The sequence below is a fragment of the Duganella sp. BJB476 genome, from assembly GCF_003416895.1.
GTDB lineage: Bacteria > Pseudomonadota > Gammaproteobacteria > Burkholderiales > Burkholderiaceae_D > Rugamonas.
Genome location: NZ_QVIO01000001.1, coordinates 352,396 through 366,012 on the forward strand (window position 1 = coordinate 352,396; position 13,617 = coordinate 366,012).

A 13,617-nucleotide genomic window follows, 5' to 3' on the forward strand; every position below is an offset into this window, starting at 1 on the left:
GGCGGCGTTTCGACGTACATTTTCCTGGGGATTACTGTGTCAGATGACGCGACGGCGCTGGATTTAAACGCGGAGAGCGAGCTGCCCGCAGCGATCGTCAAGCGCGCGGACGGCGTCTTTTTCGCCGCCGACGCCTCGGCCGTTTCCTGTTTGTCGGCGGTCAGCCAGGTGTTCCTCGGCAGCGCCTATTTCGCCAAGCTCGATTACGCGATCTTCATCAAGCTGCTCTACAACTGCGGCCCGGACCTGCCGGCCAATGTGACCAGCAAGCCGCTGATACGCTTTGCCGACACCATCGAACCGTTCCACCCGCCGCGCCGGGCCTTGTACAAGTCCGTCAAGATCATCAACGGCGAGGCCGAATACTACTTCGAGCCGGTGTTCTTCGAGGTGCCCGACATGCCGCCGCAACCGGCGCGCCTGAATTTCGACGAATTCGTTTCCGACATGTGGGTCAAGGGCATACGCTTCGGCATCGACGCGCCGGCCGTGCGCGACGTGATCACCAGCGGGCGGCTGGCGCGCATCATCGTCGCCCGCCGGCTCAACGCCACGGCGGGACGCGACGCCACCATCGTGGAGGTCTCGCAGGAAATCCATCGCAGTAATGCGCCGCGCGAAAAGTCGGACGGCAAGGTGGATTTGCAGGCTTTCCAGAACCGCTTCCCGCAGGTCAAACCCAACGTCAAGCTGCTGCGCAAGGTGCCGCGCACGGCGGGCGTGCGTGGCTACGAACTGTCGGGCATCGTGCTGGAGCCGCCGGTCCCGCGCGACATTGAGTTGAGCAGCGTGGCCGGCGAGGGCACGGTGATCGAGAACCTGCGCGACGGCGAGTTCCTGGTGTCGGCGGTGGAGGGCTTCCTCAGTGTGGACCCGGGCAGCAAGCGCCTGTCGATCGGCCCCAAGATCATCAGCCGCGAAGGCGTCAGCGCGCGCACCACCGGCAATTTGCAGCTGACCGGCGAGTACGAGGAATTCGGCGACGTGCAGGAGCAGCGCTCGGTCGAAGGCGGCAACATCACCATCCACGGCGACGTGTTCGGCATCATCACCTCGCGCGGCGGCGACATTGTCTTGAGCCGCAACCTGATGGGCGGCACCATCACCAACGCCGACGGCGGCATACGAGTGCAGGGCGTGGCCTCCGGCTCGGTGCTGCAGACCAAGCGCGGCGAGGTGACGCTGGCGCGCGCGGAGAGCTGCATCATCTCCGGCACGCGGGTGGTGATCGGCGAGGCAAGCAACTGCGAAATCATGGCCGAGGAAGTGGTGATCAAGGTGGCCGAGGGCTGCGCCATCGCCGCGCGCAAGATCGAGATCGCCAACGCCGGGCCGCGCAAGCAGAACGAGATGCTGCTCTACACGCTGGTGCCGGACACCTCCAAGTTCGACAAGAAGATCGCCGAGTTGCAGCCCAGGGTGCAGCACGCCGCGCACGAGGCCAATATGCGCAAGGTGGAGATCGACGTCATCACCGGCCAGACCGAGGTGCGCAACTACCTGACGCTGGCCACCCGCGTGCGCAAGCGCGAGGTGATGCTGACGCCGGAGCAGGAGCCGCTGTTCCACCGGATGGCGGCGGCGGTGGGGCCGTCGTTGAAGGCGGTGGCGAAGATTTCGCTGGCGATGAAGGCGGCGCAGGTGCAGCAGGAGCAGGCGCAGGAAGAGGTCAACCAGGTGCAGCGGCAGAAGACCGCCGTGATGCGCGGCTCGCGCTGCATGGTCGAGACCCTGACCGGCGACGTGCTGCTGCGGACCATGACTTTCGTGCCGGACGGGCCGCCGGCGCATGACCGGCCGGCCAAGGAGGTCAAGGCCAAGGTGCGCACCACGGCGGCCGGCATGACCACCATCTACTCCGGCAGCGCCGGGCCGATCGCCTGGGCGCCGGAGACGGATTAAATTACAAGCTGATTTTGCCGCGCAGTTGTTTGCGTTCGCCGTCCTTGGTCTTGCCGTCCAGGCGCTTGCGCTGCGAGCTGCGGGTGGGCCTGGTCGGACGGCGCACGGTGGGCAGCACGGCCACGCTGTCGACCAGTTCTTGCAGGCGGCGCAAGGCTTCCTCCTTATTGGCCTCCTGGCTGCGCGACTGCTGCGCTTTCAGCACCACCACGCCGTCCTTGGTGATGCGCTGGTCGCGCATGGCCAGCAGGCGCTCCTTGATATGCTCTGGCAGCGAGGAGCTGACGATGTCGAAGCGCAGGTGCACCGCGCTCGAAACCTTGTTGACGTTCTGCCCGCCCGGCCCCTGGGCGCGGATGGCGTTGAACTCCACTTCGTTCACATCGATCACGGCGCAAACTCCACCGGCTGCGCCACCGACCACGACTCGCCTTCGGTGTCGTGCGGGCGGCGGCTGACGATATCGCGGAACAGCGGGTGCCGCAGGGCTTCCTCGGTGCGCAGCACCGGCGAGACGCAGCAGTCGGCGGCGGCGAAGGCTTCGGTCCACTGCGCCAGCGTGCGGGTGGCGAACAGCGCATCCAGTTCGGCCTTGAGCGCCATCGCATCCTCGCCGCCGACCTGCTGGCCGAGCTGCCAGTGGCGCGGCTTCAGGTCCGGCCGTTGCAGCACGTCGCAGCAACCCTGCCAGAACTTGAGCTCCAGCGCGCCGACCGCCATGTAGCGGCCATCCGCCGTGCGGTAGACGTTGTAGCAGGGGACACCGCCGGTCAGCAGGTCGCGGCCCGGCACGGCGGGGGCACCGTTGTTGACCGCCACCAGCGGCATGATGTTATGCGCCATCACGGCGGCCGTCATCGAGACGTCGACGAAGCGGCCTGCGCCACCCATCTTGACCGCCACCAGCGCCGCCAGGATGCCCTGCAGCGCCGATTGCGCGCCGCCCAGCAGGTCGCCCACCTGCAGGTTGGGCAGCGCGGGCACGCCGTCGGCGCCGGCGTTCTGGTCCAGCATGCCGGCGTAGCCGATGTAGTTGATGTCGTGTCCGGCCAGCTGCGCAAAGGGGCCGTGCTGGCCGTAGCCGGAGATCGCGCACATCACCAGCTTGGGATTGCGTTGGCGGAGCGTCTGCCAGCCCAGGCCCAGCTTGTCCATTACGCCGGGGCGGAAGCTTTCGACCAGCACGTCGGCCGTCTCCACCATCGCCAGCAGTTGTTCGCGGTGCGCGGCATCCTTCAGGTCCAGCCGCATCATCCGCTTGCCGCGGTTGACGGCGACGAAGAACTGCGACACCTCGTTGCGCACGGGGCCCATGACGCGCGCGTAGTCGCCGGGACCGGGATCTTCGATCTTGATCACTTCCGCGCCCATGTCCGCCAGGTGCATGGTGGCGACGGGGCCGGGCAGTAATCGCGTCAGGTCCAGTACGCGGATGCCGCTGAGGGGGAGCTGTGTATTCATGAAGGCATTGTAGCAAACCAGCCACTCCGAGCCCGGTGAATGTTGACGCCGCTCAACGACCACCGGGGAGGGCAAAGGTAGGATGGCACATGCCTGTTACCGCACGTCCCGGACGAAAGGATCATCATGCCTTCATTGACAACGCAAGCCACCAGCGCAGACACCACCGCCGCGCCGGGCCAATATCTGGTGTTCCGGCTGGGTGGACTGGACTACGCGCTGGACTTCAGCAAGGTGCAGGAGCTGCGGCCCTTGAAGGCGCTGGAGCGGTTTTCATCGGAGGGGGAGATCGTGGCCGGGGTGGCGGTGTCGCGCGGCGTGATCATGCCGATCGTCGACATGCGCATCGCCTTCGGGCCGCGGCCGCCGGAGCACGATCCGCTGACGGATGTGATCATCCTCAAGCTGTCGAGCTGCGTGATGGGGATGGTGGTGGATGGGGTGACGGATATCGTCCAGCTGACGCTGGGGCAGATCCAGCCGATTCCCGGCGCCAGTGCGGTGGAGTACCTGGTCGGTATCGGCGAAGCGGACGGGCGCCGGCTGATCGTGGTCGACATCGATAAGCTGATGTCGATCCAAAAAGTTCAGATGGGCGCCCGCCAGGCGGCATAGTGGCTTAGGCCAGCGCTTCCAGCTGTTCCTGCAGTTCCAGCCATTCAGCTTCGAGCTGGCCGAGGTCCTTGGTGAAGAAGGTCTGATCGGCCAGCAGCTGTTTAAGCTTGGCCTTGTTGGCGGCGTCGTAGATCGACGACTCGCCCAGGGCTGCATCCACATCGGCTTTCTGCGCGCTGCGCTTGGCGATCTGGTCGTCCAGGCGCTTGATCTTCTGCTCCAGCGGCTTGCGCAGCGCGGCCAGGCGCTGGCGGTCTTCGGCCTGCTGGCGCTTCTGGTCCTTGCTGACCGCGGCCGGCGCGGCGGCTGTCGGCGGCGCGACCGGCGAGGTCACCGGGAAGTCGGTCTTGTTGGCCTTGCCCGCAGCCGGCAGCACATCGGTGCCTTTACCCAGCTTGGTCTTGAACAGCCAATCCTTGTAGTCGTCCAGATCGCCGTCGAACGGCTGCAGCTTGCCGTCGGCGACGATGATGAATTCGTCGGTGGTGGCGCGCAGCAGGTGGCGATCGTGGGAGACGACCACCAGCGTGCCTTCGAACTGCGCCAGCGCTTCGGTCAGCGCCTCGCGGGTTTCCAGATCCAGGTGATTGGTCGGTTCATCGAGCAGCAGCAGGTTGGGGCGCTGCCAGACGATCAGGGCCAATGCCAGGCGGGCCTTCTCGCCGCCGGAGAACGGCGCGATCGAGCTGGTGACCATGGTGCCCGGGAAGTTGAAGCCGCCCAGGAAGTTGCGCAGCTCCTGTTCGCGCACGGTCGGCGCGATCTTGGCCAGGTGCCACAGCGGCGATTCGTCGTGGCGCAGCATCTCCACCTGGTGCTGGGCGAAGTAGCCGATGTTGAGGCCCTTGCCCATGGTGGCGTCGCCGGTCAGCGGCGACAGTTCGCCGGCGATGGTCTTGATCAGCGTCGATTTACCGGCGCCGTTCACACCCAGCAGGCCGATACGCTGGCCGATCTGCAGCGAGAACTTGATCTTGTTGACGATGGTCTTGTGGGTGATCTCGCCGGTTTCCTCGTTCTCGATCTTGTAGCCGGCGTCGACGTCTTCCATCACCAGCAGCGGATTCGGGGCGCTGAGCGGCTCGCGGAATTCGAACGAGAATTCGGCGGCAGCGCGCAGCGGCGCCAGTTCTTCCATCTTGGCCAGCGCCTTCATGCGGCTCTGCGCCTGGCGGGCCTTGGAGGCCTGCGCCTTGAAGCGGTTGACGAACGATTCCAGGTGGGCGCGCTTGCGTTGCTGCTTTTCCAGCGCGCCGGCGGCCAGGATCATCTGCGCCGCGCGCTGACGTTCGAAGGACGAGTAGTTGCCCGAGTAGCGTTTCAGCTTGCGCTCGTCGATGTGCACCACCACGTTCACCACTTCGTCGAGGAAGTCGCGATCGTGGGAGATGATCAGCAGGGTGCCGGCGTAGCGTTTGAGCCAGTCTTCCAGCCAGATGATCGCGTCCAGATCCAGGTGATTGGTCGGTTCATCGAGCAGCAGCAGGTCGGAAGGGCACATCAGCGCTTGCGCCAGATTCAGGCGCATACGCCAGCCGCCGGAGAAGCTGGCCACCGGTTGCTGCATCTGGTCGATCGAGAAGCCAAGGCCCAGCAGCAGCTGTTCGCCGCGCGACTGCACGGTGTAGGCGTCGGCGTCGGCCAGCGCGCTGTAGATCTCGCCGATGGCGATGCCGTTGTCGGACGATTCAGGCTCCGCTTCCAGGCGCGCCAGTTCGGCTTCCAGCTTGCGCAGGGTGACGTCGCCGTCGATGGCGTAGTCGAGCGCCGCGCGGTCCAGCGGCGGGGTTTCCTGCGCTACGTAAGCGACGCGCCATTTGGCAGGGAAATCGATCTCGCCCTGGTCCGGGTGCAGCTCGCCGCGCATCATCGCGAACAGGCTGGATTTTCCGGCGCCATTGGCGCCGATCAGGCCAATCTTGTCGCCAGGGTTGAGGGTGACATCGACCTGTTCCAGCAGCGGCTTAATACCGCGCATCAGGCTTACTTGAATAAAGCGAATCATTGGTTCTTGTTCTTCTTAAAGTTTAAGCTGGTCTGCGGTCAGCAGGAATACCATGTCGTCGCCGTTGCTGGTGGTGAGCCAGGTCAGGCCCAGTTCACCGAAGGCCGCTTCGGCGAACTCGCGCTCGTTGCCGATTTCGACGATCAGGATGCCGTCGTCGGTCAGGCGCTCGGCGGCGCCGGCGACGATCTTGCGCACCAGGTCCATGCCGTCCTTGCCGCCGTCCAGCGCCAGTTCAGGCTCGGCGCGGTACTCCATCGGCAGCTTGCTCATCGACGACGAGTTGACGTACGGCGGGTTGGTGATGATCAGGTCATACTTCTTGTCCGGCACATTGGCGTACAGGTCGGACTGGATCAGCGTCAGGCGGTCTTCCAGTTTGTAGGTGGCGACGTTTTTCTTCGCCACTTCCAGCGCGTCGGCCGAGATGTCGACCGCGTCCACGTGCGCATCCGGGAAGGCGTCGGCCAGCATGATCGCCAGGCAGCCGGAGCCCGTGCACAGTTCCAGCACGTTGGCCACGTTTTCAGGCTCGTTGACCCACGGCGAGAAGTACTGCGGGATCAGTTCCGCGATGAAGGAGCGCGGCACGATGGTGCGCTCGTCCACGTAGAAGCTGTAGGTGCCCAACCACGCTTCGTTGGTGATGTAGGCGGCCGGCACGCGCTCATTGGTGCGGCGGTCAATGACGGCCATGACGGACGCGATTTCCTCCGGCAGCAGCTTGGCGTCCAGGAACGGGTCCAGATGGTCCAGCGGCAGCTTGAGCGTGTGCAGGATCAGGTAGGCCGCTTCGTCGAAGGCTTCGACGCTGCCGTGGCCGAAGAACAGCTTGGCGGTGTTGAAGCGGGTGACGGCGTAGCGCAACAGGTCGCGCGGCGTGGTGAAAGGAGTCGTGTTCATGGCTATCTCGGTAAAACAGTAATCGGTTTGCGCACGCCGCGCCGTCTGTCTGCTGGCTATCAGGCCAGCAGGTTTTCCAGTGTACGGCGATAGATATTCTTCAGCGGATCGACAAAACGCAGCTCGATATGCTCGTCGATCTTGTGGATACTTGCGTTGGGAGGCCCGAATTCTATCACCTGAGGGCAGATCTGAGCGATAAAGCGTCCATCCGAGGTGCCGCCGGTGGTCGACAATTCGGTGGTGACACCGGTTTCCGACTTGATCGCGGCCGACAGCGCATCGCTCAGCGTACCGCGCGGCGTCAGGAAGGGCAGGCCGCTCAGCGCCCATTTCAGGTCGTAGTGCAGGTTATGCTTGTCCAGGATGGCGTGCACGCGGCGTTTCAGCTCTTCGTGGGTGCTGGCGGTCGAGAAGCGGAAGTTGAAGTCGATGACCATCTCGCCGGGGATGACGTTGTTGGCGCCCGTGCCGCCGTTAATGTTGGACATCTGCCAGGAGGTCGGCAGATAGTACTCGTTGCCTTCGTCCCAACGTTCCGCCACCAGCTCGGCCAGCGCCGGCGCGGCCAGGTGGATCGGGTTCTTGGCCAGCTGCGGGTAGGCGATGTGACCCTGCACGCCCTTGATCGTCAGCTTGCCGGACAGCGAACCACGACGGCCGTTCTTGATCATGTCGCCCAGGGTTTCGTCGGAGGTCGGCTCGCCGACGATGCAGTAGTCCAGCGTTTCGCCGCGTTCCTTCAGCATATTGCAGACGATGACGGTGCCGTCGATGGCCGGGCCTTCCTCGTCGCTGGTGATCAGGAAGGCGATCGAGCCTTTATGGTCGGCGTGGGCGGCGACGAACTCCTCGCAGGCCACCACGAAGGCGGCGATCGAGGTTTTCATGTCGGCCGCGCCGCGGCCATACAGCTTGCCGTCGCGGTGGGTCGGGTTGAAGGGCTCAGAGCGCCATTGCTCGACCGGGCCGGTCGGCACCACGTCGGTATGGCCGGCGAACACCAGCACCGGCGAGGTCGTGCCGCGGCGCGCCCACAGATTGGTCACGCCGTTCGATTCGATCACTTCGCAGGCGAAGCCCAGCGGCGACAGCAAATCGATCAGGTGCTGCTGGCAGCCTTTATCGTCCGGGGTAACAGAGGAGAGGGCGATCAGCTTTTCGGTCAGCGCCAGGGTCTTGGATGGGGTCATTTTTATTTGTCGAAGATTTGTTTGTACTGGGCGTCGGAGAAGGAAACGGCGTAGGTGCCGTCCTTGTCCAGCACCGGGCGCTTGATCACGGACGGGTTTTCCAGCATCAGGGCGATGGCGCTTTCGTCGTCGACGATGGAGGCTTTGCGCTCGTCGGACAGGGCGCGCCAGGTCGTGCCTTTTTTATTGACCAGCACATCCCGGGACAGATGTTTGAGCCAGCCGGCGACGATTTCGCGGCTCAGGCCCTGCTTTTTAACGTCGTGGAAGACAAAATCCTGCTGCTGGTCGGCCAGCCAGACGCGGGCTTTTTTGACGGTATCGCAATTCGGGATGCCGTAGAGGGTCGTTTTCATGGGCTTAGGTGCGGAGACTAGTGTTTTGAGCGGAGGGCGACAGAATACCATGGCTGGCCCGCAGGGTGGCAACGCCGCCACGACGCCCCAGCTTTCGCCCCACATCCTCCTGCTTTGCGCTTACAATCCCATTGAAGATCATTCTTTGTGGAAATACCAATATTGGGGTCCTGCGGCGCCGCCGTGCCCCTTGTCGCCCACGCTGCCGACTGCACCCATGACCGAGTCTGAAGCCTCTTTATCTCCTCCCGCCGATTCGCTGGTACGGCGCCTGACCCGCATGAATTTGCTGCTGCTCAGCGTGACCATGCTGCTGACCTTTGCACTGCTGGCGACGGCCACCTGGTACGTCGCGCGTGGCCGCCAGGTGCACGCGGCGCAGCTGAGCGCACGGCTGCTGGCCAACAGCGTCTCGCCGATGATGGTGTTCGACGACCGTCCCGCCGCGCAGGCCGAACTCGAAGCGTTTTCCCGCCGCAGCGACCTGCTGCTGGTACAAGTGCAAACGCCGGCCGGCGCGGTGTTCGCGCAGTGGCAGGCCGGCGCCGCTGCGCCGACGCCCCGCATTGCGCCGCCGCTGGCCATGGAGCAACTGGGCGATGCGGCGTCGGTAACGATGCAGGAACTGGAAGTATGGGCGCCGATCCGCCTGAAGAACGAAGTGGTCGGCGTGCTGGTGCTGCGCGAAAGCCTGGCCGGCCTGCGGATGGCGGTGCTGACGCTCAGCGCGGCGTCGGCGGCGTTGATCGCGGTGGCGATCCTGGTTGCCTGGCGCGGGCTGCTGCTGGTGCAGCGCCGCGCGTTGGCGCCGCTGGTGGAGCTATCCCGGCTGGCCGAACATATCGCCAAGGAGCGCGATTACGGCAAGCGCGCAACGGTCTACCGGCGCGACGAAGTGGGCCGGCTGACCGAGCATTTCAACGACATGCTGAAACGGATCGAGGTATGGCAGGCGGACCTGAATCTCCAGCTGGAGCAGGAACAAGAGGCCGGCCAGCAGTTCCAGCAGCTGGCCCACAGGGACAGCCTGACCGGCCTGCCCAACCGCCTGTTCTTCCAGGGCGAATTGCAGCGCTACCTGGCGTTGAGTGTGGAACACGGCGAGTTGATGGCGCTGATGTTCATCGACCTGGATAACTTCAAGACCGTCAACGATCGGCATGGTCACGACGCCGGCGATGAAGTGCTGTGCGAAGTGTCGCGCCGCATGGCCAACGTGGTGCGTTCGCGCGATGTGCTGTGCCGCCTGGGCGGCGACGAATTCGCGTTGATCCTGCCGACGCTGCCGGACCAGGCGGCGGCCGAGCAGCTGGCGCAGCGCCTGATCGACGCGGTGCGCGTGACGATGACGATACGCGGCCAGGTCATGCCGGTCGGCGCCACCGTGGGCCTGGCGTTTGCGCCGCTGGACGCCAGCGAGGCCACCGCCTTGCTCAACGCCTCGGACGAAGCCATGTATGAAGCCAAGCGGGCCGGCAAGAACACCTTCAGGAGAGTGCGGCATGCGGGTACGTAAGGCGAGCATGCTGCTGGCTGCCGCTTGTTGGGCTCCGGTGGTGATGGCGCAGCAGCAGGCGCCGGCCAGCCTGGAAGAGCTGCTGCGGCAAACCCCGACCGACGTCACGCGCGAGGTCGAGGAATCCACCTCGTCGCGCTTTGCGCAGAGCGCATCGCAGGCGCCGTCCGTCACTTACGTGGTCACGGACGCCGACATCGCCCGCCACGGCATGCGCAATATGGCGGACATCCTGCGCAGCATGCCCGGCCTGTACGTGACCGGCGATGGCAACTTTACCTATGTCGGCGCGCGCGGACTGGGACGGCCGGGCGACTTCAATGCGCGCCTGCTGTTCCTGATCGACGGCATGCGCATCAACGAGAACATCTACGACGCCGGCCTGCTCGGCTCCGAGTTCTTTGTCGACGTCGACCTGATCGACCGGGTTGAATACGCGCCGGGGCCGGGCTCCGCGCTGTATGGCAACAACGCCTTCTTCGGTGTAGTCAACATCATCACCAAGGGCGCTGACAAGCTGCATGGCCTGCAAGTGCGGGCCAATGTGGATTCCGACCGCAAGCGCGAGGTGCGCGCCAGCGTCGGCCACCGTTCGGAGCAGGGCTGGGAAGCGTGGCTGGCGCTGAGCGCCTTCAAGCAGGACGACATCTCCGCACCGTTCGAGCTGCTGCCGGAGGACGATGCGCATTACAAGGAGCGCAACTGGGAGCGCGGTCAGCGCTTGCTGGGCATGGCCCGCTACGGCGGCTGGACGCTGCGCGCGGGCCTCAGCCATCGTGAACACGGGGTGCCCAGCTTTGTCGACCTGGGACCGGAGCTGCCGCTCCGCGTACTCCAGGACCGCAACATCTTCAACAACAGTTTTGTCTCGGCTGAATACCAGCGCGACCTGGGCAACGACTGGAGCCTGTATGGCGCGTTGTCGTCCAAGCGCAGTGACTATCTGAGCACGTTCCCGTTTGTGCGACAGGATTTGTCGACGCTCGAATTCGACAACCGCTCGCTGGGCCGCTGGTACAACCTGGATCTGCGCGTCAGCACCCAGCGCTGGCGCGATCACGAATTAATGGCGGGCTTCGAGTATCAGAACGACCGCACGCAGTCGATCGTCGCCGGCCCGGTCGGCGGCGAGCCCGATGCCGCCTTCTACAGCGAGAACCGGCGGCGCGGCCTGTTCGTACAGGACTCATGGCGGCTGAACGATACCCATCGCGTGACGCTGGGCCTGCGCCGCGACAGCACCAGGGTGGGCGGCATCAACACCAATCCGCGCTTCGCATGGATCTGGAGCGGCGTGCCCGATGCCTCGCTCAAGCTGATGTACGGCAGCGCCTACCGAGAGGCCAACCTGTTCGAATTCCAGGTCAACACTCCGCTGCAAGCGCCGCTGCCGTCGCCCGAGCGGATACGCACGGTGGAGCTGGCGTGGGACCACGCGTTGAATCACAATTTCCAGTATCGGGCATCGGTGTATGCCTCGCGGCTGCGTGACCTGATCAGCATCAACCGGGAAACCGAGGTGTTCGAGAACAGCGGCACCATACGCAATGTCGGCGCGGAGCTGGGGCTGGAGCGGCGCTGGACCGGCGGCCAGCAGCTGCAGGCGGCCGTGTCGCTGCAAAAGACCACCGACGCGGCGGGGCGGCGACTGGACAATTCTCCGCGTGCGATGGTCAAGCTGCTGTACAGTCAACCGCTGCAAGGCGAGCAGCTGCGGCTGTCGTGGCAGATGCTGAGCGAAAGCCGCCGCGCCATCGGGCCGCTGGAACTGCCGGGCTATGCGCTGCTTAACAGCACACTGCTGTGGCGCGCGGGTGCTGGCACCGATCTCGCGCTCTCGCTGTACAACATCGGCAATGTCCGTTACTACGACTCGCCGTCCGGCGTGGGCGTGCCGCTGAAGCAGGAAGGGCGCGTGCTGCGCTTTTCGCTGACCAGGCAGTTCGGCTCATGAGGCGCTGGCGCCAGGCCTGGATGCTGCTGCCGATGCTGGCCGCGCTGGCGGCGCCCGCGCGCGCGGGACAGGATCAGCTGCAACTGAAGGCCGCGTTCATCTACCGCTTCGCCCAGCTGACCCAATGGCCGCCACCGCCGCAGCGCGAGTTCACCTACTGCGTGGCGGGCGACGCGCCCTTGCAGGACGCGCTGCGCACGCTGATGCAGGCCACGCCGAGCGGCGTGACCGTGCATACCTTGCAGCTGAACGAGCCGCAGCGCGTGCCGCAATGCCAGTTGCTGGTGCTGGGCGCGGGCGTGCGCGGCGATCTGCGGCGCTGGCAGGAGGTGCTGGCGGATGATCCGGTACTGGTGGTGGGCGACAGCGCGGAGTCGTTCCGCAGCGGCGCCATCATCGGGCTGGTGATCGAACCGAACGGCCTGGCCTTCCGCATCAATCAAACGGAAGCCAGGCGGCGCGGCCTCGCGCTCAGCTACCAGATGCTGAAGCTGGCGCGCGAGGTGAAGTAGGGCGCTTCAGGTGTTGAGCGTGAACTCGGTGAACGATGCCTCGTCCGGCGACGACTTGGCTTCCGGCTCGGCCTGGGCGTTCTTGCTGTCCGGGCCATTATTCAATAGCCACAGCAGGTTGGTGGCGGAATCGGCGTTGGCCAGCGCCTCGTCCTGGCTGATCAAGCCGTCCTGCACCAGCTTGAGCAAGGCCAGTTCGAACGACTGCGAACCGGGAGACATGCTCTTTTCCATCGCTTCCTTGATCTGGCCGATTTCGCCTTTTTCGATCAGGTCCGATATGTAGCGGGTGTTGACCATCACTTCCACCGCCGCCGTGCGCGTGCCGCCGTTGATCGAGCGGACCAGCCGCTGCGAGACGATGGCCTTCACCGTCGACGACAGGTCCTGCAGCAGCGCGGCGCGGTTCTCGATCGGGTAGAAACTGATAATACGGTTTAGCGCGTTATAGCTGTTGTTGGCGTGCAGGGTCGCCAGCACCAGGTGGCCCGACTGCGCGTAGGCCAGGGCGGCGGCCATGGTTTCCTTGTCGCGGATCTCGCCGATCAGGATGCAGTCCGGCGCCTGGCGCATGGAGTTGCGCAGCGCGGTGTAGAAATCCTTGGCGTCGCTGCCGATCTCGCGCTGGTTGACGATGGACTTCTTGTTCTTGAACAGATACTCGATCGGGTCTTCCAGCGTCAGGATATGGCCGGAGCGCAGTTCGTTGCGGTGGTCCAGCATCGAGGCGATGGTGGTGGACTTGCCGGAGCCGGTCGAGCCGACCAGCAGCAGCAGGCCGCGCTTTTCCATGATCAGGTCCGCCAGCACCGGCGGCAGCTGAAGATCGGCCAGCAGCGGGATGGTGGCCGGCACGAAGCGGAATACTGCGGAGATGGTGCCGCGCTGCTTGAACGCGGAGAGGCGGAAGCGGCCCATGTTCGGCACCGATACGCCCATGTTCAGTTCATTGGTCGCGGCCAGTTCTTCCATCTGCGCCGGCGTGGCGATTTCCGCCAGCAGCGAATGGATGTTGTCCGGTTCGAGCTTTTGCTGATTGATGGGGATCAGGTTGCCGTTGATCTTGATGTGTACCGGCGAGTTCACTGCAAAGAACATGTCCGACGCGTTCTTTTCCTTCATCAGCTGGAACAGGCGTTCCATGGCCATGGCACTCTCCTCAGTATCAAAAAAAACGGGGACTGCAATCAGTCCCCGGTT

Annotated in this window: 12 protein-coding genes; 5 read left to right on the top strand and 7 right to left on the bottom strand. The window is 64.7% G+C overall.

Annotation, left to right across the window (positions count from 1 at the left end; translation table 11 throughout):
* Positions 1-36: 36 nt before the first annotated feature.
* Entirely contained in the window at positions 37-1,902 is a 1,866-nt protein-coding gene (locus D0T21_RS01550; protein ID WP_229211293.1) for a flagellar assembly protein A, read from the top strand.
* A 1-nt stretch (position 1,903) separates the two neighbouring features.
* On the opposite strand, the gene arfB is transcribed toward D0T21_RS01550, so the two are convergent.
* Together arfB and D0T21_RS01560 are read right to left on the bottom strand one after the other, a co-directional pair.
* Positions 1,904-2,293, bottom strand: a complete 390-nt coding sequence (gene arfB / locus D0T21_RS01555) for an alternative ribosome rescue aminoacyl-tRNA hydrolase ArfB (RefSeq protein ID WP_116988099.1) — start codon at positions 2,291-2,293, stop codon at positions 1,904-1,906.
* Positions 2,290-3,363 carry a CaiB/BaiF CoA-transferase family protein gene (locus tag D0T21_RS01560; RefSeq protein WP_116988100.1) on the bottom strand — a complete coding sequence of 358 codons (1,074 nt, stop codon included), beginning with the start codon at positions 3,361-3,363 and terminating at the stop codon, positions 2,290-2,292. The genes arfB and D0T21_RS01560 overlap by 4 nt, the downstream gene beginning before the upstream one ends.
* 126 nt (positions 3,364-3,489) lie before the next feature.
* Between D0T21_RS01560 and D0T21_RS01565 the strand changes: the two genes are divergently transcribed.
* Positions 3,490-3,978 (top strand): chemotaxis protein CheW, encoded by a 489-nt coding sequence (locus D0T21_RS01565; protein ID WP_116988101.1) that lies wholly within the window; start codon positions 3,490-3,492, stop codon positions 3,976-3,978.
* 4 nt (positions 3,979-3,982) lie between these two features.
* Here the strand turns inward: D0T21_RS01565 and D0T21_RS01570 are convergent, their stop codons facing one another.
* Genes D0T21_RS01570 through D0T21_RS01585 form a run of 4 tightly spaced genes read right to left on the bottom strand, consistent with a single transcriptional unit; the run spans position 3,983 to position 8,435 of the window.
* Positions 3,983-5,956 carry an ATP-binding cassette domain-containing protein gene (locus D0T21_RS01570; RefSeq protein ID WP_229211294.1) on the bottom strand — a complete coding sequence of 658 codons (1,974 nt, stop codon included), beginning with the start codon at positions 5,954-5,956 and terminating at the stop codon, positions 3,983-3,985.
* Positions 5,957-5,998: 42 nt separating this feature from the next.
* Positions 5,999-6,886 (bottom strand): 50S ribosomal protein L3 N(5)-glutamine methyltransferase, encoded by an 888-nt coding sequence (gene prmB / locus D0T21_RS01575; RefSeq protein WP_116988103.1) that lies wholly within the window; start codon positions 6,884-6,886, stop codon positions 5,999-6,001.
* Between the two features lie 59 nt (positions 6,887-6,945).
* On the bottom strand, positions 6,946-8,079 hold the full coding sequence (gene dapE, locus D0T21_RS01580) for a succinyl-diaminopimelate desuccinylase (protein WP_116988104.1): 1,134 nt from the start codon (positions 8,077-8,079) through the stop codon (positions 6,946-6,948).
* 2 nt (positions 8,080-8,081) lie between these two features.
* A complete protein-coding gene (locus D0T21_RS01585; protein ID WP_116994251.1) occupies positions 8,082-8,435 on the bottom strand; it encodes an ArsC family reductase in 354 nt (117 codons plus the stop codon).
* A gap of 217 nt (positions 8,436-8,652) precedes the next feature.
* On the opposite strand from D0T21_RS01585, the gene D0T21_RS01590 reads away from it, so the two are divergent.
* The 3 genes from D0T21_RS01590 to D0T21_RS01600 are packed head-to-tail and all read left to right on the top strand — an operon-like array spanning position 8,653 to position 12,417.
* Positions 8,653-9,951, top strand: coding sequence for a sensor domain-containing diguanylate cyclase (locus tag D0T21_RS01590; RefSeq protein WP_229211295.1), 1,299 nt, complete (start codon positions 8,653-8,655; stop codon positions 9,949-9,951).
* Complete coding sequence (locus D0T21_RS01595; protein WP_229211296.1) at positions 9,938-11,905, top strand: TonB-dependent siderophore receptor; 1,968 nt, start codon at positions 9,938-9,940, stop codon at positions 11,903-11,905. Before D0T21_RS01590 ends, D0T21_RS01595 begins: the two co-directional genes overlap by 14 nt.
* The gene (locus D0T21_RS01600; protein ID WP_116988108.1) at positions 11,902-12,417 is read left to right on the top strand and encodes a YfiR family protein; all 516 of its coding nucleotides are present in this window, start codon (positions 11,902-11,904) and stop codon (positions 12,415-12,417) included. The genes D0T21_RS01595 and D0T21_RS01600 overlap by 4 nt, the downstream gene beginning before the upstream one ends.
* 6 nt (positions 12,418-12,423) lie before the next feature.
* Here the strand turns inward: D0T21_RS01600 and D0T21_RS01605 are convergent, their stop codons facing one another.
* The gene (locus tag D0T21_RS01605; RefSeq protein ID WP_116988109.1) at positions 12,424-13,566 is read right to left on the bottom strand and encodes a PilT/PilU family type 4a pilus ATPase; all 1,143 of its coding nucleotides are present in this window, start codon (positions 13,564-13,566) and stop codon (positions 12,424-12,426) included.
* Between the last annotated feature and the right edge of the window lie 51 nt (positions 13,567-13,617).